The sequence below is a fragment of the Nonomuraea roseoviolacea subsp. carminata genome, from assembly GCF_024172185.1.
Taxonomy (GTDB): Bacteria; Actinomycetota; Actinomycetes; order Streptosporangiales; family Streptosporangiaceae; genus Nonomuraea; species Nonomuraea roseoviolacea.
Map to the genome: position 1 here is coordinate 2,984,271 of NZ_JAMZEC010000001.1, position 22,957 is coordinate 3,007,227.

Genomic DNA, 22,957 nt, shown 5'->3' on the forward strand with positions numbered 1-22,957 from the left:
TTGAACGGGGCGGGGCGGGAGGACGGCGTGGTTGTGCGCGAGCTCCACTCCATCGAGGAGTTCGGCGCCGTCTTCCGGCTGTTCGACCGCATCTGGCGACCCCAGCCGGGCGGCGCGCCGATCACGGTCGAGATGATGCGGGCGCTGTCGCACGCTGGGAACTACGTGGCTGGGGCGTACCTGGGCGGGCGGCTGGTGGGCGCGTCGGTGGGCTTCCTCGCGGCCCCGGCGGGCCGGTCGCTGCACTCGCACATCACCGGCGCGGCGACGGGAGGCGGGATCGGCTTCGCGTTGAAGCTGCACCAGCGGGCCTGGGCACTCGACCGCGGTCTGGAGACGATCACCTGGACCTACGACCCGCTGGTGCGCCGCAACGCCCACTTCAACCTGGCCAAGCTGGGGGCGCGCCCGGAGGAGTACCTGCCGTGCTTCTACGGCAGCATGGACGACGCCATCAACGCCGGCGACGAGTCGGACCGGGTACTGGCCGTCTGGCGGCTGCGCGAGTCACACGTGCTCGCGGCCGCCCGGCGCGAGCCGGCGCCGGGGCGGGTGCCGCCCGGCGCGGTGCCGGGGCTGCGCGACGGCGGCGGCCGGCCCTTGCCGGGGCGGACCGACGCCCCCGCCGTACTCGTGGCCGTGCCGGAGGACATCGAGACGATGCGCGCCGAGGACCCGCGGGCGGCGCGGGAGTGGCGGCTGGCCGTGCGCGACGTGCTCGGCGGCCTGCTGCGCGACGGCGCCCGGGTAACCGGCTTTTACGACAGGTCCTGCTACATCGTGGAGCGGCCCCGGTGACCCCGGAGACCGCCGGAAGGAGACGCGGCCGAGCATGAAGATCACCGGAATCGAGCTGCGGCGGATCTCGATGCCGCTGCTGGGGCCGTTCCGCACGTCGTTCGGCACCCAGACGCGGCGGGAGCTGCTGCTGGTGCGGGCGGTCACGCCGGAGGCCGAGGGATGGGGCGAGTGCGCCGCCATGGCCGATCCGCTCTACTCGGCCGAGTACGCGGACGGCGCAGCCGACGTGCTGCGCCGCTTCCTGATCCCCGCGCTGCCCGCGCACGCCGACGTCCACGCGGTCGGCCGGGCACTGCATCCGGTCAAGGGCCACCGGATGGCCAAGGCCGCCCTGGAGACGGCCGTGCTGGACGCGTGGCTGCGCGCCGCCGGGCAGTCGTTCGCCTCCTTCCTCGGCGCGGCGGCCGGCCGGGTGCCGGCCGGGGTGTCGGTCGGCATCATGGACTCGGTTCCCGAACTGCTCGACGCCGTCGGCGGTTACCTCCAGGAGGGGTACGTCCGGATCAAGCTCAAGATCCAGCCGGGCTGGGACGTGGAGCCGGTGCGTGCCGTGCGCGAGCGGTTCGGCCCCGACGTGCCGCTCCAGGTTGACGCCAATGCCGCCTACACGCTGGCCGACGCGCCCCTGCTGGCCCGGCTCGACCCGTTCGGGCTGCTGCTCGTCGAGCAGCCGCTGGCCCACGACGATCTCGTCCAGCACGCCCGGCTGGCCCGGCGGATCACCACCCCGATCTGCCTGGACGAGTCCGTCGAGTCGGCCGAGCACGCCGCCGCGGCGATCTCCCTCGGCGCCTGCTCGGTGATCAACATCAAGCCGGGCCGGGTCGGCGGCTATCTGGAGGCCCGGCGCATCCACGACCTGTGCCGGGCCCACGGGGTGGCCGTCTGGTGCGGCGGCATGCTGGAGACCGGCATCGGCCGCGCCGCGAACGTCGCCCTGGCCGCGCTGCCCGGCTTCACCCTGCCCGGCGACACCTCCGGCTCGAGCCGCTATTACGCCGCCGACATCACCGCTCCGTTCGAGCTGGCCGACGGCCACCTGACCGTGCCCACCGGCCCCGGCATCGGCGTGGAGCCCATCCCGGAGCTGCTGGAGGAGGTCACGGTCGCGACCGAGTGGATCCCCGTGCCCGCTCCCCCGGCCTGACCCGGCGAAGACGCGGGGTGGGCCGCCGGCACGACCGGGTGGCGGGGTCACCGGCGGCACGGTCGAGGTGGCGGCATCACCGGCGGCCCAGGCGGGGCACCGCCTCCAGCAGGGCGCGGGTGTAGGCGGCCCGGGGTGAGCCCACCACCTCGTCCGTCGTCCCCACCTCCACCAGCCGGCCGCGGTGCAGCACCGCGATGACGTCGCAGACGTACCGCACCACCGCGAGGTCGTGCGAGATGAACAGCACCGACAGCCCGAGCTCGGCACGCAGCTCGCGGACCAGGTTGAGCACCGCGCCCTGCACCGACACGTCCAGCGCCGAGGTGATCTCGTCGGCCACCAGCAGGTCGGGCCGCGCGCCGAGCGCCCGCGCGATGGCCACCCGCTGACGCTGGCCGCCGGACAGCTCGCGCGGGTAACGGCCGGCCAGCTCCGCGGGCAGCGAGACCAGCGACAGCAGTCGCTCCACCTCCACCCGGCGGGCGGCGCGCGACAGCCGGACGCCCTCGGCGACCGACGCGCCGACCCGCATCCGGGGGTCCAACGAGGCGTACGGGTCCTGGAAGACCATCTGGACGCGCCGCCGGCCGGCGCCGATGATCTCGCCCGTGTACGGCACCAGCCCGCTGACGGCCCGCGCCAGGGTGGACTTGCCGGACCCCGACTCCCCCACCAGCCCGACGATCGAGCCGGGCGGCACCTCCAGCGTGACGTCGTCCACGGCGGTGAACGCGCCGAACCGGACGGTCAGACTCTTGATGATCATGTGGCCTTCCAGCAAGCGACGTGGTGGTCCGTCCCGTACGGCAGGAGCGGCGGCGCTTCGGCGCACTGCTCGCCGGCGAGCGGGCAGCGGGGCGCGAACGCGCAGCCGGAGCCCACCTCCCCGGGCGGCGGCTGGCGGCCGGGGATGCTCGCGAGCGGCTGCGACGTGTCGGTGTCCATGTCCGGCAGCGACGCGATCAGCGCGCGGGTGTAGGGGTGGGCGGCCGCGGTGGCGAGCCCCTCGACCGGCAGGTCCTCGACCACCCGTCCCGCGTACATGACGACGACCCGGTGGCACAGCTCCCCCACCACGGCGATGTCGTGGGAGATGAACAGCGTGGCCGCGCCGGTCTCCTCGGTGGCCCGGCGCAGCAGGTGCAGGATCTGCCGCTGCACGGTCACGTCGAGGGCAGTGGTCGGCTCGTCGGCGATGATCAGCCGCGGGGTGCCCATGAGCCCCATCGCGATCACGGCGCGCTGCCGCATGCCGCCGGAGAGCTCGTGCGGGTGCTGGCGGGCCCGCCTGTCCGGCTCGGGCACGTGGACATGTCCGAGCCGGTCCACGGCCCTGGCCGCGGCCTCGGCCCGGCTCGCGCCCTGGTGCACGACCGCGACCTCGGCGAGCTGGCCGCCGATCCTGAGCGCCGGGTTGAGCGAGGCCATCGGGTCCTGGAAGACCATCGCCAGCGACGTGCCGAGCAGCCGGCGCCGCCGCTCGGCGGTCAGCTCGCCGAGGTCGGCGCCGCACAGCCGCAGCCGGGCCGCACGCACCGTGCCGGGGTACGGCACGAGGCCGCCGATCGCCGCGGCCGTCAGGCTCTTGCCGCTGCCCGACTCGCCCACCAGGCCGACGATCTCGCCGGGGGCGACGGTGAGCGACAGGCCGCGCACCGGTGTCACGCCGCCCGGGAAGGTCACGGTGAGGTCGCGCACCTCCAGGACGGCCCGCGCGTCGGGCTCTCCGGGCGACCGGTTCTCGGAGGCGACCGGCGCGGCGGGTCCTCGGGCCGGCGGGCCGGTGCGCGAGGCGGCACGGGCCAGGGCGTCGCCGAGCAGGTTGAAGCCGACGCCGGCGAGCGCGACCGCGACGGCCGGGCCGACGGCGACAGCCGGGGTGGCGTAGATGCGCGCGAAGCCGTCGAAGAGCAGCCTTCCCCAGTCGAACGACGGCGGCTGCACGCCCAGGCCGAGGAAGGACATGCCGGCGAGCCCGAGCAGCGCGCCGCCGAGCGCCTGGGTGAGGTGGAGGATCAGCGGCTCGGCGACGTTCGGCAGCACGTGGGCCGTGAGGACGCGGCGCCTGGGCACGCCGAGCATGCGGGCGGCGGCCACGTAGTCGGCGCGGGCGACGGAGGCGGCGAGTGTCTGGGTGAGCCGGGCGAAGCCGGGCGCGATGGCGGCGCCGACCCCCAGCACGGCTCCGCGCGCCCCGAGCCCGACGACCACCGCGGTGAACATGGCGAGCAGCAGCCCGGGGAAGGCGACGAGGGCGTTGACCGTGCCGGTGACCAGGCGGGCGGCGCGGCGGGGCAGCACCGAGGGCAGCGCGCCGAGCACGATCCCGGCGGCCGCGCCGATGAGCGTGGCCAGCGCGGCGAGGGCGAGGGAGAGCCGGCCGGCGACCAGCACCCGGGCGAGCAGGTCGCGGCCCAGGCTGTCGGTGCCGAGCGAATGCGCGGCCGAGGAGCCCTGCAGGAGGGCCGCCGGGTCGATCCGCTCGGCCGCGGCGCCCCAGATCGGCGGCCCGGCGACGGCCAGCACGACCATGAGCGCCACCAACGAGGCCCCGGCGAGCCCGGCGGGGGTCCGCAGTAGGTGCCGCATCAGCTCTCCTTCAGGGCGGACGTGGGGTCGAGCGCGCCGAGCAGCAGATCGACGAGGAAGTTCACCCCGAGCACGATCACGCCGTAGACGAGGATCACGCCCTGGGCGACCGGATAGTCCTTCTGGGTGATCGACTCGACGATCTTCAGGCCGAGTCCGGGCCAGGCGAAGACGTACTCGACGAGCACGCTGCCGGCGATCATGCCGCCGAGCAGCAGCCCGCACACGGTGAGCGTCGCGGTCAGCGTGTTGGGCAGGACGTGCCGCAGGTACAGCCGCGCGGCGGGCAGCCGTTTGGCGCGTGCCAGCCGGATGTGGTCGGTGCCCAGCTCGCGCAGCGTCTCCACCCGGCAGATGCGGGCGATCATCGCCGCCGGGGCGACGGCCAGCGCGAGAACGGGCAGCACGTACGACTCCGGCCCCGCCTTGCCGGCCGGCGGCAGCCAGCCGAGCCCGACGGCGAACACGGTGACCAGGGCTATGGCGTAGAGGAACTCGGGCACGGCGACGACCGTGCCCGTCGCCGTGGTGAAGGCGGCCTCGGTGCCCCGGCGGCGGCCGTTCTCGGTGCGGATCGCCGCCCACATGCCGAGCGGCACCGCCACGGCCATGGCCAGGCCGGTCGCGAGGAGGGCGAGGGCGAGGGTGTTGGGGAGCCGGGCGGAGATGACCTCGCTGACGGGCTCGCCGGTGAGGAACGACGTGCCGAGGTCCCCGGTCAGCACGCCGCGCGTGTGCTCCCAGAGCTGGGTGAGGATCGGCCGGTCAAGGCCGAGCGCGGCCCGCCTGGCGGCGACCAGGTCGGCCGGCGCGGTGGGGCCGAGCGCGGCCCGCACGGGGTCGCCGGGGATCAGGCGCGTCATCGCGAACGAGGCGACGAGCAGCACGGCCAGCGAGACGCCGAAGCGGACGGCGTGCCTGGCCGCGAACCTGCCGCGACGGGTCGCGGCGGCCGTCGTGCCGGGTGGGACGGCCGCCGGGAGGGTGGGGGAAGCGGGAGGCGTGCCGGCCACTCAGCACCCCTCGGTCATCCGGATGGTGGTCGGCAGGACGGAGTCCCCGAGCGCCTCGAACGTCGCGTTCCTGGCGGCGACGAGGATGGTGTTCTCCACGACCGGCACCAGGTCGGCGTTGGCGAACAGCGCCGACTCCGCCTGCTGCCAGAGCGGGCAGCCCTCCTGCGCCGGCTTCGCCGACGCCTCGGCCACGAGCTTCTCGTAGCGGGCGTTGGCGATATGGGCGAAGTTGGCGCCCTTCGGCACCGCCGGGCCGGACAGGAAGGCGACGAGCTGGCTGGGCAGGGTGACGCCGATCGGCAGCCAGACGACGTCCCAGTCCTGGGTGACGTTGAGCGACTCCGCAGCCTTGGTGTCGATGACGCCGTTCAGCTTGACCTCGACGCCTGCCTGCTTCCACGCGTCGGCGAGGAACTCGGCCGCGGCCTGGACGCCGGACCCCCTGGCCGTGGAGTAGAGCAGGCGCAGCGTCAACCTGTTGCCGTTCTTGGCGCGGATGCCGTCGGCGCCCTTCGTCCAGCCGGCGGCGTCGAGCGCGGCGCTCGCGGCCGCCGCGTCGTGCGGCGGGACGTGGCCGGTGACGGTGTCGCCACGGCAGGGCCGGGGCTCGAGCACCAGCCCGGTGACCGGGCGGCCCGTGCCGCCGGAGGCGACCCCGGCGAGCTGCCGCAGGTCGACCGCCTGGGTGAGGGCCTTGCGCACCGCCGGGTCCTTCGCCGGCCGGTCGGCGCCCTGGTGGTAGAAGAACTGGCCGTTGCCCATGGGCTGGACGGTCCTGCCGATGCCCGGGGTGGCCTCCAGCCGGGCGCGGTCGGCACCGTACAGCTCCGCGCCGTTGAGGCCGCCGGAGATCAGCAGGTTGGCGGCCGTCTGCTCGTTGAGGACGACCTTCATGACGATCGTGGTGGGCTGGCCGGGCGTCTTCGTGGTGGCGCCGCCGGGTCCCCAGGCGTAGTCCTGGCGGACGCGGAAGGTGTAGTGGTCGCCGGGCACGGCCTCCGTCAGCCTGTAGGGGCCGGACCCGGAGGTGCCACGGTTCAGGAGCGTGCGGTCCTTGATCCCCTTGCCGCAGACGATGAAGATCGACGCGGCGCTCTGCAGGATGAAGCTGAACGGCTTGGGGGTGGACAGCTTCACCGTGCCGGCCGCGTCGTCCGCCTCGGCCGCCAGCCCGGCCGGCACCAGCACGCCGTTGATCGGCGACTTGGTGGCGGGGTCGGTGATGTGGGCGATGTTGGCGGCGACGTCGCGAGGGGTGAGCGGGGAGCCGTCGGAGCAGGTGACGTCCTTGCGGAGGGTGAAGGTCACGGCGTCGGGCCGGACGTCCCACTTCTCGGCCAGCCCGGAGACGACCGTGCCGTCGGCGCTGATGTTCACGAGCGTGTCGTAGGCCATCGCGAGGACGCTGTTGGTGACCGAGAGCACGCTGGTGGCGGGGTCGAGCGCGCCGGGGTCGCCGGTGATGGCGTAGGTGAAGGTGCCGCCGCCGGCGGGCGCGCCCGACGGGGAGCCCGCGGTGCCGCCGCACCCGGCCGCCAGCAGGCTGACAGCGCCGAGCACCGCCGCCGCTCCTTTGTTGTTCATCCGGACTCCAGGGAGGCTGGGAAGTAGTGCCTCACCTTCGTCCTTTCGCGGCGGCGCTGCTTCGTCGCCGGGCACGAAAAGACGGTGCCCCCGTCGTGCTAGGAACCGAAGATCCTGATCTGCAGCATCACGCTGAGCCGGGCGTCGGGGTCGGTCAGGTCCAGGCCGCTGATCTCGATGAGCCGCTTCAGCCGGTAGCGGAAGGTGTTGGTGTGCACGTGGACCCTGGCCGAGGCGGCGTTCACGTCGCCGAACGCGTCGAGGTAGGCCCGCAGCGTGGGCACCAGCTCGCTGCCGTGCTCGGCGTCGTAGGCCAGCAGCCGCCGGTAGGGGCCGGTGGGCACCTGCTCCTCGACCTTGACCAGGTCGGAGAGCTGGAGCAGCAGGGCCTCGAAGTGCACGTCGGTGTAGCCGGCGACGGCGCCGGAGGCCCGGCGGGCCCGCAGCACCCGCAGCGCCCGGTCTGCGTCGGCCCGTGACCTGGCCACCTCGCCCAGGTTGCGAGCCGGGCGGCCGACGCCGATGTTGGCGGCGTGCCGGGGCCCGACGCGGGCGAGGAAGCTCTCGGCGACCCGTACGGCCCGCGTCTCCTCCTGCCCGCCGGGATGCAGCGGCAGGACGGCGTACGCCACGGAGCCGACCAGCGCGGCGGCGGCCTTGGGGTGAATGGCGCCCATGTGCAGGGCGAGCGCGTCGCAGAACCGCTGCCGGTCGCTCTCCAGGCGCGCGGCGTCGGTGGGCACGCCACCGGCGTGCCCGGTGCCAGGGTGCCCGGCGCCGGGCTCGGTGCCGTCGCTGAGCTGGGCGGCGAGGACGCACAGGTGCTCGCTGGCCACGCCGAGTCGGCCGGCGGCCTCGGCCGCGTCCTGGCCGCCGGCCAGGACGGTGGACAGCAGGTCGGCGCGCAGCCGGCGGCCGGTGTCGGCGCCGGCCCGCTGCCGCAGGAGCTGCAGCGCGACGACCTTGGCGGCGTCGGCGAGGGCCCGCTGCCGTTGCTCGGTCAGCGGCTCGCGCACCGCGGCCCAGATGGAGCCGAGGATCTCGTCTCCGGACCGGACGGCGACGGCCACGCGGCTGATCTGCTCGCCCTTCAGCTCGATGTGGACGGGTTCGCGGCTCTGGTAGAGCTGGCGGAAGAAGCCACCCTCCTCCAACAGCCGCGTGTAGCGCTCCGGCACCTGGCGGCCGAGCACGGTCGCCACCCGGCCGGCGTCGGCCTCCTCCTGCCGTTCGGAGTAGGCGAGCACCCGCGAGGAGCGGTCCTCGATGGTGACCGGCGCGTCGAGCAACGCGCACACGGCGTTGGCGAGCGCGAACAGGCCGTCCGGCGGGGCCTCGCCCGGCTCGGCGAGGTCGTCCTCGGCCAGCAGGGAGCGCAGCAGAGCCGCGACCTGCGCCCAGGACGCGGCGCGGGTGAGGCCCAGCACCGCCACGCCGGTCTCCAGGACCTTGGCGCGGACGAGCTCGTCGACGGCCACCGGCTGCTTGACGACGATGCCGGCGGCGGCTCCGGCGGCGTCGAGCAGGTCGCGGATCCGCTCGGCTGAGTCGACGCCGACGGCCAGCAGCAGGCCGCCCTCCGGCAGCAGCAGTTCGTCGAGGGGATCGTAGATGTGCACCCCGGTGACCTCGGCGTCCAGCTCGCCGGGCGAGGCGGCCACGTCCATGACGGTGCTGCCGAGGTCTTCGAGAATCCGCCGCAGGCTCGCGCGGGGGCGGCTGGTCATGCCCTCACAGTAGGCGATCGGCACCGGCCGGGTGTCACGCGACCTTGGGCGTGGCCCGCACGCCGAGGTGGATGTACGGCGTGCCGTCGGCGAGCCGGTAGAAGACGGCCGAAAGCCAGTCGGGCTGGCCGTCGGGGCGGCCGACGAAGGTGGTGTCGTCCACCGCGAGGAGGTCGAAGTCCAGCGGCGGCTGCACGCCGGCCAGCGCGCCGGTGGCCTCCATGTGCAACGCGAGGCGGCCGTCGCGGGCCGTCAGCTCCATGTGGGTGCTCGCCCGCTCGTAGACGCCCGCGTACCGCTCGACGTCCGTCTCGTACGGCTCGGCCGGCGGGCCCAGCTGGGGCGGCACGGCCAGGCCCAGCAGCTCGCCGAACAGCTCGGTGGCGAGGGCGTGCTGGAAGGCGGCGGTGTGGCCGCCGTTGGCCAGCACGCACACGGCCGTGCCGGTGTCGGGGATCGCCCACAGCATGGCCGCCTGGCCGATGGTGTTGCCGCCGTGGGAGATGACCCGGTGGCCCTGCCATTCGTCGAGGATCCAGCCGATGCCCCACTGCCTGCCGACGGTGTGCGGGTTGGGGATGTCGACCTGTGGCTCCCACAGCGCCTGCGGCCGGGTGAGCAGCCCGCCGTCGGAGTCGAAGTGGGCGCGGGCGAAGGCGACGACGTCGGCGGCGCGGGCGCTGACCAGCCCGGCGGGGCCGCAGGAGCGCATCAGGCCCCACACCGGGGCCGGCGCGCCGTCCATGTGGCCCATGGCGGCGCGGAAGCGCAGCACGTCCTCGGGCAGGGTCCAGGTGTGGGTGAGGCCGAGCGGCTCGATGATCTGCTCGCGCAGCGCGGCGTCCCACACCTTGCCGGTGAGGCGTTCGACGACGCGCCCGGCGATGATGAAGCCGGAGTTGCAGTAGGACTGGGTGGCGCCCAGCGGGTGGTTCTGGGCGAGGTCGGCGCAGGCGGCCACGTACTTCTCGATGCAGTCGTCGCCGCGGCCGGTGTCGAGGAAGAGGTCTCCGTCGATGCCGGAGGTGTGCGAGAGCAGGTGCCTGATGGTGACGGTTTCGGTCACCTCGGCGTCGGCGACCTTGAACTCGGGCAGGACCCGCGAGACCGGGGTGTCGAGGGTCAGCTCGCCCCGCTCGGCCAGGAGCATGATCTGGGTGGCGGTCCACACCTTGGTGATCGAGCCGATCTGGAACAGCGAGTCGGTGGTGGCGGGCACCCCGGTGGCCACGTTGAGCACGCCCGCGGCGAACTCGTGGACCTCCCCGTCGTGCAGGAAGGCCAGGCTTGTGCCGGGGACCTGGTAGTCGGCGGCCAGTTCGGCGAGCCGGGCGTGCCAGCGGCCCGGGTCCACTGTTGCGGTCACGGGGTGGGTCCTTTCGTCGGGGTGGACGCGGGGCGTTCCGAACGTTAGGGGCCCGCCGGGCGGGTCGCTTCGTCAGGGACGACGAACCAGGGCCGCGGGATTGTGCGGTAGGCCGAACCTCAGTCGGGCCGATGCCGCCGGTAGCGGCGGGCGACGCGAGCGCGGTTGCCGCAGCCGGTGGCCGAGCGGCGCGGGCGTCCGCACGGCCGGCCTTCACCAGCGGCGGCGCCGGTGGGGGTACGCCCTCCAGGAGCTGGGACAGCCAGTCGGGGCAGCCGCCGCGCGACTGGCTGGTCGAAGAAGGTGCGCACCAGGGTGGCGAGGGAACGGCTGCGCGGACTTCGGCACGCCCCCGCCCGCGTGTCCCACTCCCGCGCCCGACAGGCCGTTGCGGCCATCGCCATCTTCTTCGATCTTCGATTGCACTCGCAGGATCACGCGATGGCCGTCTTCATCTCCCGACACCACGCCTGTCACCAGGCCAAACGCTTACACCACTTCTGTGGACGCAGCCCGGAGCGCCCCGCGCACACGGGATGGTCCCGAACTGTGCTGCCTTCCACGATCTGGAACCCCATAGCCGCGTATTAGCCGCGGATGGCCGTAGCCCGCCGTAGATGACCATGGACAGCCGGACACAACAAGAGAGGCCCCTCACCGCGTTTCCGCTGGTGAAGGGCCTCTTTCTGCTGGTGTGGCAGGTGCAAGGTTCGAACTTGCGTAGGCTGAGCCGACGGTTTTACAGACCGCTCCCTTTGGCCACTCGGGCAACCTGCCGTGTCTTCCGCTCTCGCGGCGACAGACAGAAGAATAGCGGACTTCCGGGGTGCACGTGACACCGGTTTGTACCGCCCGGCGATCACGGCCGTGCCAGAGCTGGATGGTGGCAGGGTGGAGGGGTACGGGCCTGGTGGACTGCACTACGGGCCGATGCTGGCTAGGCTCGTGCGCTGGGTCCGTGTTCACGGGGGCGCGATGCGTGGTCGGCGAGCCCGGAGGCCGGGCCGGACACCGCAGACATGCGTTCGCAGCTGAGAGGATGTGCGTTTTGGCCGATTCGTCTTTCGACATCGTCAGCAAGATCGACCGCCAGGAGGTCGACAACGCGCTGAACCAGACCGTCAAGGAGATCGGGCACCGGTTCGACTTCAAGGGCACGGGGGCGAGCATCGCCTGGTCCGGGCAGGACAACATCGAGATCAAGGCGAACAGTGAAGAGCGGGCGAACGCCGCGCTCGACGTGTTCAAGGAGAAGGTGGTCAAGCGGGGTCTGTCGTTGAAGATCCTGGACGCGGGTGAGCCCAGGCTGTCGGGCAAGGAGTACCGCATGCTGGTGAGCCTCAAGGAGGGCATCGACCAGGAGAACGCCAAGAAGATCTCCAAGCTGATCCGCGACGAGGGGCCCAAGGGCGTCAAGGCGCAGATCCAGGGCGAGGAGTTGCGGGTCAGCTCGAAGAAGAAGGACGACCTGCAGGACGTCATCTCCCTGCTCAAGGGCAAGGACCTCGACATCGCGCTGCAGTTCGTCAACTACCGGTAGTACAGCCGGTGGTTGGGCGGTTGTTCCGGGGCGCAGGGTCTTGTCATGGCTGTCTGCGTCCCGGGCCGGCCAGGCCGACAGACAATGAGGGGACGCTCCGGCCGCCGTTGGCATCCTCAGCCGAGCTGCGAGCGCAAGATGATCAGGTTGTCCCAGTCTCCGCGCGACAGCCCGTACACGTGGGCGAGGACGTCCAGCTCCTGCGTCGTGGGCAGGCTGAGGCCGCGCTCGAAGCCGGTGAGGTCGGGTGGGGCCACTCCCGCTCGCCGACCGGCCTCCTCGACGGTGAAGCCCTTTCCCTCGCGGGCACGGCGCAGCGTCTCCGCCAGCGCGGCCCGAGGGCCGTTCAAGGCGCTCAAGGGCGGGGCGCTCCCGGCTGCCGCCGCCGGAGGCGGTTGAGGCGAGGGTGACGCGATCGGGTCGTCGTCCGGCGTACCGAGCCCGCGGAGGAACGCCACGGCGACGACCACCAGGATGATCGCGACCCCGATGCCGCCGCCCTTGGCGACCGCCCCGCGCACATGCGGCCGTATCCACACCAGCCTGCCGTCGCCGAGCCGTCGCCAGTGTCCCCTCACCCTGACCATGGCTGGAACGTACGGACGGCCGGGTTTCGGGTCCAGGTTTCGGCGGGGCAGGGTTTCGTACCAGGTGGCTCGGTAGGCTCGGGCGGCGTGACGATGATTCCCCTCCGGCGGTTCACCTCGCGGGTTCTCCCCGTCGACGACCAGGACCGGGTTCTGTTGCTGTACGGGTTCGAGCCCGCCCGCCCCGACGAGCGCTTCTGGTTCACGATCGGTGGCGCGCTGGAGGAGGGCGAGACGCTTCAGGAGGCCGCCGCGCGCGAGCTGCGCGAGGAGGTCGGCATCCGCGCCGAGGTGAGCGAGTTCACCGGTCCGTACGGCACGAGCACGGTCGAGTTCTCCTTCGCCCAGTACGCCGTCACCCAGGACCAGACGTTCTTCGCGGTACGGGTCGGCGCGGCCGAGGTCTCGTTCGACGACATGGAGGAGATCGAGAAGGCCACCACCGTGGGGCATCGGTGGTGGAGCGCCGAGGAGCTCGATGCCACGGACGAGGTCGTCCACCCCGCTGACCTGGCCCATATGTTGAGGGGAATCACTGAGGGCGGAGGACCCGCGTAGCGCCGGCGATCAGCGCCGTCGCCAGGATCCAGCCGGCGACGATCAGCCCGTACGCGAGGCCCTGCGTCCAGCCGGCCGGGTCGAACATCTCCCGCTGTCCGAACGTGGGCAGCGGGAGCAGCAGGTCGAAGCTGTAGGCGAACGCGTCGAAGACCGGCGCCTCGTCCGGCTTGAGGGGGCGCGGCGGGTTGAGGCCGAAGGCGACCGTGCCGGCGAGCAGCAGCAGGGCGAACCAGACCCCCGCCAGCCAGGGGCGGTACCCGTAGCCGACCGTGACGTCGAGCAGGCGTCCCCACGCCCGCTGCCCCGGCCCCTGGGTGCGGCGCCGGGCGCGGAGCTTGGCGAGCTGGGCGCGCCGGGCGAGCCCGTCGTTGCCGTCGCGGAGGTACCAGGCGGCGAGCTGCTCGTACGGCTGCGGCCGGAAGCCCTCCGGGTCGCGGGCGACCCATTCGACGCGCCGCTCCACGCCGCTGCCGCGCAGCCGGTCGTACGTCAGCCCGTTGAGGCGCAGTTTCGCGGGCCAGGTGCCCGGATCGTCCTGAAGGGTGCCGACGCGGGAGTAGGCGAGGTTGACGACGCCGTCCACGGGCGTGGCGGGCTTGAGGTAGAGCTCGCGGACGTCCATGTGGCTGGCGTGCAGCGCGTACGCGGTGTCCGGGCTGCTCAGCACGCCGCTGACGGAGAGCGTGCCGCTGACGCGCGCCCCGCGCAGCCGGACGCAGCCCGCCGCCGTGAAGCCGCGCGTGAGGTGGACGGCGCCCTCGACCACCATGTCGTCGGCCCTGATCGCGTGGCCGCCGGGGTTGCGGACGGTCGCGCCCTCGAAATTGAGGTCGCCGTTCACGCGGCTGCCGGCGAGGCGGACGCCGCCGGTGATGTCGGCGTCCCGGAGCGTCGCGCCGCTCTCCACGACCATCGAGCCGGCCGACAGGGCCCACACGTCGTCGGCGGTCAGGCGGATGCCGCCCAGCCACAGCCCGCTCTCGAACACGGCACGGGCCAGGCGGACGGTGCCGGTGATGTGCGAACCCGACAGGCTCAGGTGGCCCGCCACCCGCATGCCGCCGCCGCTGAAGCCCGGCAGCGTGCAGCTGATCAGGCGTACGGTGCGGGTGGTCGTGGCGGTGAGGAGGACGGGTTCGTCCAGGTGGCAGCCGCTGAGCGCGAGTTCGTGCTCGACCCGGCCGCCGAGGATGGACAGGGAGCCGGTGATCCGCGCGCCGCGTAACCGCACGGCCGCCACCGAGCCGGGCGCGGCCTCGCGCGCGCCCAGCAGCAGGGACGCGATCACCTCGGCGCGGACCGTCCGGTCGGGGCCCCAGGTGTCGCCGTCCTTGGGGGCGTGCCCCCCTGCCGTGGTGGCGGGGCCGGTCGTCACGGGGGCGAGCTCCACGGTCTCCCCGGTGGGAAAGGCGTTCCACAGCTTGCGTTCGGCCTCGCTGAGCCGGGGGGATCGGGCCATGGGGACGATTATCGCCTTCTCCCCCGTACGGGGATCTCAGCGGCGGTAACCCGCCATGCGCTCCAGCCGGGCGACCCGCTCGGACGTGGGCGGATGGGTGGAGAACAGCCGGCCGAAGCCCGAGCCGCTGAACGGGTTGGCGATCATCATGTGGGACGCCGAGGTGAGGCGGCTGTTCTCGGGCAGCGGCAGGCGGCGCGCGCCCATCTCGATCTTGCGCAGGGCGGAGGCGAGCGCCAGCGGGTCGCCGGTGAGCCGGGCCCCGGACTCGTCCGCCTGGAACTCCCGCGTGCGGGAGATCGCCGCCTGCACCATGCCCGCCGCCACCGGCCCCAGCACCATCATGAGCAGCGCGCCCACGAACCCTGGCCCCTCGTCATCGTCGGAGCCGCCGAAGAAGACCGCCACGTAGCTGAGCCAGGTGATCATCGTGGCCAGCGCCCCGGCCACCGACGAGAGGAGGATGTCGCGGTTGTACACGTGCGACAGCTCATGCCCGATCACGCCGCGCAGCTCCCGTTCGTCCAGGAGCTGGGTCAGCCCGTACGTCACGCAGACGGCGGCCCGGCGCGGGCTCCGGCCGGTGGCGAACGCGTTCGGCTGCACCGTGGGCGAGACGTACAGGCGCGGCATCGGCTGGCGGGCCTGCGTGGAGAGCTCGCGGACGATGCGGTACAGGGCGGGATGCTCCACCTCGCTGACCGGCCGCGCCCGCATGGCGGACAGGGCGATGCGGTCGGAGAAGAACCAGGCGACGGCGTTGCTCGCCACGGCCAGCACGAGCGCGATCCGCAGGCCGGCACCGCCGCCCAGCCACGCACCCGCGGTGAGGATCAGCGCCGACATGCCGCCCAGCAGGACGGCGGTGCGCAGGCCGTTGTGGTGCAAGGTCCCTCCCTTCGTGGTGGGGGTTCACCTGCTCCAACGACTGTGGCGGGCCCCATCGTTCCCGGACGCGCGCAGCCGGACGCCGCCCCGCGCGCGCGAACCGCGCGGGGCGACGCCCGCACCACATCGAAGAGCCCAGGTCAGCGCGCCCGCGGCAGGTGCATGTGGACGCTGGTGCCGCGGCCCGGCCGGGACGCCAGGGTGGTCCGGCCGCCGGCCTCCTCCACCGCGCCGCGCGCGCTGAACAGGCCGAGGCCGGTGCCCCGCTCCCTGGTGGTGAAGAACGGCTCGAACGCGTGCTCCGCCACCTCGGCCGGCATGCCGTGGCCGGTGTCGTGGACGGTGAGCCGGACCCGCTCGTCACTCTCCGCCGGGGCCGTCTCGATGGTCAGCCGTCCGCCGTCCGGCATCGCGGCCAGCGCGTTGACCAGCACGTTGAGCAGCGCGTTCTCCAGCGCGGCCCGGTCGATGCCGACGTCGGGCAGCCCCGGCGACAGCCGGGTGTCGAGCTCGACGTCGCCACCGAGCGCGGGGCTCACCAGGCCGGCCGTCTCCTCGACGACCGCGTTCAGATCGGTCCGGCCCCGCCGGGCCGGCCGAGCTTGGCGGCGGGGAGCGAGGAATCGCCGGGCCAGGGCTTCGCCGCGCTCGGCCGCCCGACGGATCCGCTCGACGTCGGCTCGGCCCGGCGCGTCCTCGGGCAGCGCGTCGAGGGCCAGCTCGGCGTGACCCAGGATCACCCCGAGGAGGTTGCCGAGGTCGTGCGCGAACCCGCCGACGTCCAGACCGGCCTCGCGCAGCAGGCGAAGCGCGTCCCGCCGCGCCTCGTCGTCATCGCCCCCGCAGAGCAGAAGCCGCGCCTCGCCGCCCTCACTCCTGGAGCCCTCGCACAGGCGAAGCCGTGCCTCGCCGTCTTCCCCCCTACACAGCAGAACGTGAATCGGGACCATCGTGCATGTCCCCTCCGTCTCCGAACCTGTAGCCCACACCGTGCACCGTGCGCACCCAGCGACCGGACCGGGCGTCGTCGCCGAGCTTGCGCCGCAGGTTGGCGATGTGGACGTCTATCACATGGGCGTTGCCCGGCCAGTCGGTGTGCCAGATCGCCCGGGTCAACGTCTCGCGAGGCCATACCCGCCTCGGGCTGGAGGCGAACAGCACCAGCAGGTCGAACTCGATGCGCGTCAGCGGCACGGGCCGCCCCGCCAGGTGCACCTCGCGGCTCTCCTCGTCGACGACCAGGCCGCCGATCTCGTGGATCCCCGCCCGTTGCGGGAACGCGTCCTCCGGCTCGCGACGCGGCCGCCGGAACATCGCCGCGACGCGCGCCCGCAGCTCCCGCGGCGAGAACGGCTTGGTCATGTAGTCGTCGGCGCCCACCTCCAGGCCGATGAGCCGGTCCTCCTCGTCGGTACGGCCCGACACCATGATCACGTACGCGCTCGTCATGCCGCGCAGCCGCCGGCACACCTCGATGCCGTCCATGTCCGGCAACACGAGGTCGAGCGTCACCAGGTCGGGCCGCCTCCGCGCGACCAGCTCCAGCCCCTCTTCTCCGGTGACCGCCTCCACCACCTCGAACCCGGCCATCCGCAGGACCTCGCAGAGCAGCCACCGCACCTCCGCGGTGTCCTCGATGACCAGCGCCTCCGGCCGTTCCACGACGCACCACCTCTGTCAGCCAGCGATCGCCAGCGAGCGCGGTGGCGGCGCGGTCGCACGACCGTGACCCTGGCGATCCCTCCCCCCGTCAGGCGTCACTTACCGCCGCCGGCCGCCGTGAAACCGCTTCCCGGCAGATGCGACGCGCAGATCGGTGAAGCAGGTCGTCGCGTCCTCGTTGTAAAGCCCGATGTGGCCGCCCTGGTAGGGCCGTTCGCGGTCGCGGAAATTCACCAGATGTCGGCCGTCCACCGCGGCCGTGATCGTGTCGCCCACCTGGTGGACCTCGATCGTGTGCCAGACGCCGAGCGGGAAGGACCGGGCGCCCGTGGCGAGGTACCGCTGGTTGCCCGGGTAGCCGGGGGTGACCTTGCCGAGCTCCCAGCCGTTCGGCTTGGGCACCAGGTAGTAGAAGTGGTTGTCGTCCGTGTAATGCCACACGACCCAGGCGACCTCCCAGGCGTTGGGCGTGGGCGTCCGTAGCTGGCGCAGGGTCCTGGCCTGGACGCGGAACCGGACGTCCGTGAAGCGGCCGGTGGTCAGGGCCAGCGCGGCGTGCGTCTCGGCCGGACCGCGCGCGGGCCGCGGCGACAGCCGCCACACCCATCGGCCGTCCGCCTGGTACGTACACGCCTTGCCGTACCCGTCGTACGCCATCAGCAGCCCCGCCCGGACGGTCCCCTCCTCCCAGGGAGCGCACGGGGCGGGCTTCCTGTCCGGCCCGGCGGGCGCCATCGGGAGCGCGAGCAGCGCGACGGCCGCCAGCGCTCTCATGGGTGTGCTCATCAGCGATCTCACACGTGCTCCGGCGACGGCTCGGTCAGCCGTTCGGTCTTCAACCAGACCCGCCGGCCGCGCGCCGCCCGCCACAGCCCCCGCCAGGCCGCCACGAGCCAGATCAGGTTGTAGACGATGAACAGGTGGCCGTAGCAGAGCCCGCGCAGCCGTCCCATGTCACCGGTGATGCGCGCGTACAGCGGCCCGAACAGGTAGGCCGCGCCGAACGTCAACGCGTACCACGACGCGATCGGCACCGGCTGGATGAGCTGCTCGCGCGCCAGCGGCGAGAACGCCACCCCCACCAGGGACGCGACGAGCGAGAGCGTCATGAAGGCGCCCACGAAGATCAGCAACGGGCTGAGCAGCACGTTCAGCAGGTCGATCGCCATCCGGCCGGACGCCCCCCTGACCACCGACGGCACGAGCCGCAGCGCCTGGAGGTGTCCCTGGTACCAGCGTGAGCGCTGCTTCGCCAGGGCGCGCGTGCTGACCAGGCCCTGCTGGCTCACGGTCGCGTCCGGCACGCAGACGGTGCGCCAGCCGGCCAGCACCATCCGCACACCCAGGTCCAGGTCCTCGGTCAGGCTGGGCGACCACGGGTCGTCCCCCAGGTCCAGCAGGGCGCTCAGCCGCATGATCTGGCCGTTGCCGCCGAGCCCCGCCGAGCCGATGCCGGTGCGGGTGCGCTGGAACATCCACGTGTAGACGACGAACTCCATGTCCTGCATCCGCGCCAGGAGGCTCCGCGCCCGGTTGCCGATCCGCACCCCCATCTGGACGGCGCCGACCCGCGGATCGGCGAAGTGCGGCAGCGCCCGGTCCAGGCCGCCCGGGTCGAGCCGGCCGTCGGCGTCCATGAGGCAGACGAGGACGCGGTCGTGGTCGCCGTGCGGCAGTTCCTCCGCCAGGCGGCGCAGGGCGTGGTTGAGCGCGCGTCCCTTGCCCTGGCGGGCGTTCGGAGGTTCGCGCCGGAACAGCCGGACCCGCGGGCCGCCGACCCGCCGGACCACCTCGGCCGTACCGTCGTCGGAGCCGTCGTCCACGACCACGACCAGGCCGCGCGGCAGGGCGCGCAGGGTGCCGGCGATGACGCGTTCCTCGTTCAGGCAGGGCACCAGGAAGACGACGGAGAAGCCGTCGCCGTCGCCGTCGGGGCGCTCGGTGGTGCCCGCCGACTCCAGGTACATCCCCAGTGTGTACGTGAACACCAGCAGCACCGCCGACAGCGAGCACAGGACCAGCACATTGATCATCGGAGCCTCCGCCGGGTGACCGGTACGGTGATCATCGATGCCTCCGCTGGGCGGCCAGCGCGAGCACGCCGAGGACGATGACGTACAGCGCGAACAGCAGCCCGGCGACCGCCAGGGCGAGCCGGGCCACCTCGAACGCCGTCGCCCCGACGTCCGTGGCCCGCACGGGGAGCAAGGTGGCTTCTGTCATGCCGCTCATCTCCGTTCCCTCACAACCGGTATGCCGCTCATCTCCGTTTCCTCACAACCGGCAGGGCGCCACGAACTGGTATCCCATCGACCGCATCCGGCCGACGATGCGCTCCAGCCGGTCGGTGCCGAGGAAGGGGTGGTAGAAGAAGCCCGCGACGTTGTCGCGCACCACGAGCTGCGCGCGGGCCTTCTCCAGGATCGTCGCGGGCGTGCCGTCGTCGTCCTCGGTCGGGCGCAGCTCCACCAGGCCCAGGCTTTCCGGGATGACGACGCTGCCGTAGACGTCGCGGATCACGTACGGGGCGAACTGCTCGTCCATGTACGGCGACACCGGCGCGTGGCCCTGCCAGCCCGGGGTGAAGTAGGAGCCGCGGTCGTAGCGGGCGGCGAACCGGCGCGCGATGACGCGGTAGTCGGCCGGCGAGGCGGCGTAGTGCGGCACCTCGAAGATGCGCGGCTGCGGCAGGCCGGCCGCGCGGACCTCGGCCAACGCCTGGTCGATACGGTGTTCCATCCAGGCGGACGAGTCGCCGTGGATCGCGCCGTCGTAGACGAGCTGCTGCCCGGCGGCGAAGTGCGTGCGGAAGAACTCGAAGTCCTGGCCGGTCTCCCCGTTGGTGGGGTTGGGCGGGCCGTCCGACTGGTGGGTGTAGCCGTGCAGGACCATCGTGCCGCCGTGGTCCAGCAGGTAGACCAGGGCCCGCACCAGCTCCGGGCGGTCCCGCAGGCGGATGGTCTTGCGCTTCGGGCCGTCGGGCAGCGGTCCGCGGTAGATCGGGATGACGCCGAAGCTGAACGGGACGCCGAGCCGGTACAGCGTCTCGCCCGCCGCGCGGATGGCCTCCGGGTCGGCCTGCGGCCCGAGGTCCTCCAGGCGGACCAGGGCGCGATGGCGGGCCGGCGTGCCGGGCGCGAGCAGGTCGAACAGCAGGTCGGACACGGCCAGGAAGCGGTCGTCGTCCTCGTCGATGTTCACCGCGACCTCGGCGACGTAGGTGAGGTTGCCGGACCTGACGGCCCAGGGACGCGTCCGGCCGTCCGCCGTGACCGCCGTGGCCAGGACGCGCGCCCTGCGCGGATCGAGGTCGGCGAACGTGCCGATCGGGCCCTGGGAGGGGTCGCGGCTCAGCAGCACTCCCTTGTACCGGACGCCGCTGACGTCCGTCAGGCCCCGATCCGCGGCGCGCACCTGTCCGGACCGCGGGAGCGGCGGCCGGGCCTCGGGGCCCTGGCGCGGAACCCGGTGGGGCGCCAGGCCCGAGCCGCCCCACCGCCAGCCGTAACGCCGGGCGAAGCGGTCGGGGGTGGTGAGCGTGCCGATGTTGCCGCCCAGCCAGAGGACGGGTCCACGGCCGGCGAGCACGTCGTGGCGCAGGGCCGATGGGAGGCGCTGGACGTTCGACATGCCCACGTACACCAGGGCCCTGTGTCTGCCGAGCATGCCGGCCCGGTAGGCGCTCGTCCCGATCACCCGTACCGGGCCGAAGTGGGACACCAGGTTGGCGGCGCGGGTCGCGTACACCTGGAACGCGGCGGGGCCGTCGGCGTCGTCCACGGCGATCAGCGTCGAGGTCGCGGCTCTCCCGCCCGGGACGGGCCGGTGCACGCCCTTCCCCTCCATGCCGCCGCGCACCGCGGCGGCCACCGCCGGGACCGTGTCCTGGCCGCCCGGTGCTGCCGGGCCGTCCGTGCTGCACGCCGGCCAGGTACGGGGGCCCGGCAGGGTCGCCTGCTCCTTGCCGGAGAAGATCCCCAGGCTGGCGCCCGACACGACGAGGCCGCTCATCAGCAGCGCCGCCAGCCACCTGAGACCGGTGTGCCGCCGGGGCCCGTCCGGCCGGCCGTTGCCACCGCCCATCGCGTGATCCCTCGCCGCACGCCCCGGACCGCCCATCGCGTGATCCCTCGCCGCACGCCCCGGACCGCCCATCGCGTGATCCCTCGCCGCACGCCCGGGACCGCTCGTCTCCCGATCGCCCTTCGCGCGCCCCGGATCGCTCATCGGGCCACCACCCTTGAAGCGCTTCGGGCCGCCGCGGTCTCGGTCCGATCGTGCTGTTCGGGCAGCACGCCGAACGGAACCGGCCGCGGGCCGAGGCCGAAGAGGTGGGCCAGCGCCGCCAGCACCCGCTCGGTGGCCCGCCCGTCGCCGTAGGGGTTGCGCGCCCGCGCCATGCGCCGGTACTCCTCGGGCGAGTGCAGCAGGCCGCTGACACCGGCCACGATGCCGTCCTCCTCGGTCCCCACCAGCCGTGCCGCACCGGTGCGGATCGCCTCGGGACGTTCCGTGGTGTCGCGCATCACCAGCACCGGCTTGTCCAGGCTCGGCGCCTCCTCCTGGATCCCGCCGCTGTCGGTGAGCACGAGGTACGAGCGGCGCAGCAGGCGGGCGAAGTCGCCGTAGTGCAGCGGCTCGGTGAGGGTGATGTTCGGATGCCGGCCGAGGCGCGGGAGCAGGGTGCGCCGCAGCTCAGGGTTCGGATGCATGGGGAAGACGAGGCGCACGTCCCGCCGGCCGGCCGCCGCCAGCCGTGACAGGGCCCGCGCGATGCCCTCCATCCGGTGTCCCCAGGACTCCCGGCGGTGCGCGGTGACCACGATGACGCGCCGACCGTCGTCGTCCAGCCCGGCCAGCCTCGGTTCCCTGTACCCGTGAACCGTGGAGGTGCTCTTCAGGAGCGCGTCGACCACCGTGTTCCCGGTGACGACGACCGACTCCGCGGGCACGCCCTCACGGAGGAGGTTGCCCGCGCTGTCGGAGGTCGGCGCCAGGTGAAGGGTGGCGATCCGGCTCGTCAGGCAGCGGTTCGCCTCCTCCGGGAACGGCGAGAACAGATCACCGCTGCGCAACCCGGCCTCCAGGTGCACGACCGGCACCTGGTGGTAGAAGGCCGCGAGCGCTCCGGCCAGCGTGGTCGTCGTGTCCCCCTGCACGACGACCGCGTCGGGACGGCACGCGGCCACGAGCCCGTCCAGCCCGGACACCGCCCGGCTCGTCAACTCGGCGAGCGTCTGTCCCTGCCGCATGATCCCGAGATCGGCGTCCGGTTCGATGCCGAACGTCTCATGAACCTGGTCGAGCAGCTCGCGGTGCTGCCCTGTGACGACGACGACCGGCTCGAAGAGCGCCGCCTCGGCGAGCCCGACGACCAGGGGGGCGATCTTGATCGCCTCTGGCCGCGTGCCGTAGACCACCATGACGCGACGCACGCCCGGCCCCGCACGCCCGGCGCTCACGAGCCTCGTTGAGGAACACATAAAACGACATTTCGCACCCGAACGTTCAGCAATCCTCAAGACCACCTCAGCACTGCCTCAATTCCCGCACCGACACCCCGGACGTGGAACAGCAACGGCCCGGGACTGGGCGCGGGCCAGGGCCTGGGCCTGGAGCAGAGGCGAAGGCAGGACTCAAGGCCGACCGCTTGGGACGGGGCGGGGCGAGGAACAGGCTGGGCGCGCCTCAGGGGACCGGGCGTGCCTCGAAACCGGACGCAGCTCGAAGCCGCACATGCCTCGGGACGGAAGACCTAGGAGCGGGACGCACCTCGGCGCCGGGCGCACCTCGGACCGGACCCACCTCGGGAAGGGACACCTCGGAGCCGGAGGCGCCTCGGGACCAGACGCGCCTCGAAACAGGCGGAACGTGAAGCCAGGCGGATGCGAAGCCGAGCAGGACGCGGAGCCGAGCAGGACGCGGAGCCGAGGGAGACGCGAAGCCGGGCGGGGTGGGCGATGGGAGGACCGGGACGCGGATCCCTCGTCCTCCGGGATCGGTACGCGTTCGGGCGCTGCCGACGTG

At 73.2% G+C, this 22,957-nt stretch carries 20 protein-coding genes and 1 tRNA gene; 4 read left to right on the forward strand and 17 right to left on the reverse strand.

The window, feature by feature from the left end:
- Positions 1–27: 27 nt before the first annotated feature.
- Together HD595_RS13780 and menC are read left to right on the forward strand one after the other, a co-directional pair.
- Entirely contained in the window at positions 28–798 is a 771-nt protein-coding gene (locus HD595_RS13780) for a GNAT family N-acetyltransferase (protein WP_308211135.1), read from the forward strand.
- 34 nt (positions 799–832) lie between these two features.
- Entirely contained in the window at positions 833–1,948 is a 1,116-nt protein-coding gene (menC, locus tag HD595_RS13785; RefSeq protein WP_253768997.1) for an o-succinylbenzoate synthase, read from the forward strand.
- A 76-nt stretch (positions 1,949–2,024) separates the two neighbouring features.
- On the opposite strand, the gene HD595_RS13790 is transcribed toward menC, so the two are convergent.
- The 7 genes from HD595_RS13790 to HD595_RS13820 form a co-directional block, all read right to left on the reverse strand.
- Positions 2,025–2,717 carry an ABC transporter ATP-binding protein gene (locus HD595_RS13790; RefSeq protein WP_253768999.1) on the reverse strand — a complete coding sequence of 231 codons (693 nt, stop codon included), beginning with the start codon at positions 2,715–2,717 and terminating at the stop codon, positions 2,025–2,027.
- Complete coding sequence (locus HD595_RS13795) at positions 2,714–4,540, reverse strand: dipeptide/oligopeptide/nickel ABC transporter permease/ATP-binding protein (protein ID WP_253769001.1); 1,827 nt, start codon at positions 4,538–4,540, stop codon at positions 2,714–2,716. The genes HD595_RS13790 and HD595_RS13795 overlap by 4 nt, the downstream gene beginning before the upstream one ends.
- Positions 4,540–5,553, reverse strand: coding sequence for an ABC transporter permease (locus tag HD595_RS46715; protein ID WP_253769003.1), 1,014 nt, complete (start codon positions 5,551–5,553; stop codon positions 4,540–4,542). Before HD595_RS46715 ends, HD595_RS13795 begins: the two co-directional genes overlap by 1 nt.
- On the reverse strand, positions 5,554–7,140 hold the full coding sequence (locus tag HD595_RS13805) for an ABC transporter substrate-binding protein (RefSeq protein WP_253769005.1): 1,587 nt from the start codon (positions 7,138–7,140) through the stop codon (positions 5,554–5,556).
- Positions 7,141–7,238: 98 nt separating this feature from the next.
- Complete coding sequence (locus tag HD595_RS13810) at positions 7,239–8,867, reverse strand: PucR family transcriptional regulator (protein WP_253769007.1); 1,629 nt, start codon at positions 8,865–8,867, stop codon at positions 7,239–7,241.
- Between the two features lie 34 nt (positions 8,868–8,901).
- Complete coding sequence (locus HD595_RS13815) at positions 8,902–10,233, reverse strand: serine hydrolase domain-containing protein (RefSeq protein WP_253769009.1); 1,332 nt, start codon at positions 10,231–10,233, stop codon at positions 8,902–8,904.
- Between the two features lie 695 nt (positions 10,234–10,928).
- Positions 10,929–11,010, reverse strand: a tRNA-Tyr gene (locus tag HD595_RS13820).
- Between the two features lie 262 nt (positions 11,011–11,272).
- On the opposite strand from HD595_RS13820, the gene HD595_RS13825 reads away from it, so the two are divergent.
- The gene (locus tag HD595_RS13825; protein WP_253769010.1) at positions 11,273–11,773 is read left to right on the forward strand and encodes a YajQ family cyclic di-GMP-binding protein; all 501 of its coding nucleotides are present in this window, start codon (positions 11,273–11,275) and stop codon (positions 11,771–11,773) included.
- Positions 11,774–11,889: 116 nt separating this feature from the next.
- Here HD595_RS13825 and HD595_RS13830 read toward each other — a convergent pair whose 3' ends face one another.
- Positions 11,890–12,360 (reverse strand): helix-turn-helix domain-containing protein, encoded by a 471-nt coding sequence (locus tag HD595_RS13830; protein WP_253769012.1) that lies wholly within the window; start codon positions 12,358–12,360, stop codon positions 11,890–11,892.
- A 93-nt stretch (positions 12,361–12,453) separates the two neighbouring features.
- On the opposite strand from HD595_RS13830, the gene HD595_RS13835 reads away from it, so the two are divergent.
- On the forward strand, positions 12,454–12,918 hold the full coding sequence (locus HD595_RS13835; protein WP_253781154.1) for an NUDIX hydrolase: 465 nt from the start codon (positions 12,454–12,456) through the stop codon (positions 12,916–12,918).
- On the opposite strand, the gene HD595_RS13840 is transcribed toward HD595_RS13835, so the two are convergent.
- The 9 genes from HD595_RS13840 to wecB all read right to left on the reverse strand — a co-directional run bounded on the left by HD595_RS13840 (position 12,893) and on the right by wecB (position 22,392).
- Positions 12,893–14,380: a bactofilin family protein gene (locus HD595_RS13840; protein ID WP_253769014.1), complete on the reverse strand. Its 1,488-nt coding sequence runs from the start codon at positions 14,378–14,380 to the stop codon at positions 12,893–12,895. The genes HD595_RS13835 and HD595_RS13840 overlap by 26 nt on opposite strands.
- A gap of 36 nt (positions 14,381–14,416) precedes the next feature.
- A complete protein-coding gene (gene htpX / locus HD595_RS13845) occupies positions 14,417–15,268 on the reverse strand; it encodes a zinc metalloprotease HtpX (protein WP_253769016.1) in 852 nt (283 codons plus the stop codon).
- A 140-nt stretch (positions 15,269–15,408) separates the two neighbouring features.
- Positions 15,409–16,218 carry a two-component system sensor histidine kinase NtrB gene (locus HD595_RS13850; protein ID WP_253769018.1) on the reverse strand — a complete coding sequence of 270 codons (810 nt, stop codon included), beginning with the start codon at positions 16,216–16,218 and terminating at the stop codon, positions 15,409–15,411.
- Positions 16,190–16,930 (reverse strand): response regulator transcription factor, encoded by a 741-nt coding sequence (locus tag HD595_RS13855; RefSeq protein ID WP_253769020.1) that lies wholly within the window; start codon positions 16,928–16,930, stop codon positions 16,190–16,192. Before HD595_RS13855 ends, HD595_RS13850 begins: the two co-directional genes overlap by 29 nt.
- A gap of 99 nt (positions 16,931–17,029) precedes the next feature.
- A complete protein-coding gene (locus HD595_RS13860) occupies positions 17,030–17,704 on the reverse strand; it encodes a 3-keto-alpha-glucoside-1,2-lyase-like domain-containing protein (protein ID WP_253769022.1) in 675 nt (224 codons plus the stop codon).
- A 20-nt stretch (positions 17,705–17,724) separates the two neighbouring features.
- Positions 17,725–18,963 carry a glycosyltransferase family 2 protein gene (locus HD595_RS13865; RefSeq protein WP_253769024.1) on the reverse strand — a complete coding sequence of 413 codons (1,239 nt, stop codon included), beginning with the start codon at positions 18,961–18,963 and terminating at the stop codon, positions 17,725–17,727.
- Between the two features lie 31 nt (positions 18,964–18,994).
- A complete protein-coding gene (locus HD595_RS13870; protein ID WP_253769026.1) occupies positions 18,995–19,153 on the reverse strand; it encodes a hypothetical protein in 159 nt (52 codons plus the stop codon).
- A gap of 51 nt (positions 19,154–19,204) precedes the next feature.
- Positions 19,205–21,013 (reverse strand): DUF2334 domain-containing protein, encoded by a 1,809-nt coding sequence (locus tag HD595_RS13875; protein ID WP_253769028.1) that lies wholly within the window; start codon positions 21,011–21,013, stop codon positions 19,205–19,207.
- A gap of 140 nt (positions 21,014–21,153) precedes the next feature.
- Positions 21,154–22,392: a non-hydrolyzing UDP-N-acetylglucosamine 2-epimerase gene (gene wecB, locus HD595_RS13880; RefSeq protein WP_308211136.1), complete on the reverse strand. Its 1,239-nt coding sequence runs from the start codon at positions 22,390–22,392 to the stop codon at positions 21,154–21,156.
- Between the last annotated feature and the right edge of the window lie 565 nt (positions 22,393–22,957).

What these genes read in the sequence shown, in the direction of transcription:
- menC (WP_253768997.1), top strand. Translation starts at nt 833, where the DNA reads ATGAAGATCACCGGAATCGAGCTGCGGCGGATCTCGATGCCGCTGCTG.
- HD595_RS13790 (WP_253768999.1), bottom strand. Translation starts at nt 2,717, where the DNA reads ATGATCATCAAGAGTCTGACCGTCCGGTTCGGCGCGTTCACCGCCGTG.
- HD595_RS13795 (WP_253769001.1), bottom strand. Translation starts at nt 4,540, where the DNA reads ATGCGGCACCTACTGCGGACCCCCGCCGGGCTCGCCGGGGCCTCGTTG.
- HD595_RS13805 (WP_253769005.1), bottom strand. Translation starts at nt 7,140, where the DNA reads ATGAACAACAAAGGAGCGGCGGCGGTGCTCGGCGCTGTCAGCCTGCTG.
- HD595_RS13810 (WP_253769007.1), bottom strand. Translation starts at nt 8,867, where the DNA reads ATGACCAGCCGCCCCCGCGCGAGCCTGCGGCGGATTCTCGAAGACCTC.
- HD595_RS13825 (WP_253769010.1), top strand. Translation starts at nt 11,273, where the DNA reads ATGTGCGTTTTGGCCGATTCGTCTTTCGACATCGTCAGCAAGATCGAC.
- HD595_RS13830 (WP_253769012.1), bottom strand. Translation starts at nt 12,360, where the DNA reads ATGGTCAGGGTGAGGGGACACTGGCGACGGCTCGGCGACGGCAGGCTG.
- HD595_RS13835 (WP_253781154.1), top strand. Translation starts at nt 12,454, where the DNA reads ATGATTCCCCTCCGGCGGTTCACCTCGCGGGTTCTCCCCGTCGACGAC.
- HD595_RS13840 (WP_253769014.1), bottom strand. Translation starts at nt 14,380, where the DNA reads ATGGCCCGATCCCCCCGGCTCAGCGAGGCCGAACGCAAGCTGTGGAAC.
- HD595_RS13850 (WP_253769018.1), bottom strand. Translation starts at nt 16,218, where the DNA reads ATGGTCCCGATTCACGTTCTGCTGTGTAGGGGGGAAGACGGCGAGGCA.
- HD595_RS13860 (WP_253769022.1), bottom strand. Translation starts at nt 17,704, where the DNA reads ATGAGAGCGCTGGCGGCCGTCGCGCTGCTCGCGCTCCCGATGGCGCCC.
- HD595_RS13865 (WP_253769024.1), bottom strand. Translation starts at nt 18,963, where the DNA reads ATGATCAATGTGCTGGTCCTGTGCTCGCTGTCGGCGGTGCTGCTGGTG.
- HD595_RS13870 (WP_253769026.1), bottom strand. Translation starts at nt 19,153, where the DNA reads ATGACAGAAGCCACCTTGCTCCCCGTGCGGGCCACGGACGTCGGGGCG.
- HD595_RS13875 (WP_253769028.1), bottom strand. Translation starts at nt 21,013, where the DNA reads ATGGGCGGTGGCAACGGCCGGCCGGACGGGCCCCGGCGGCACACCGGT.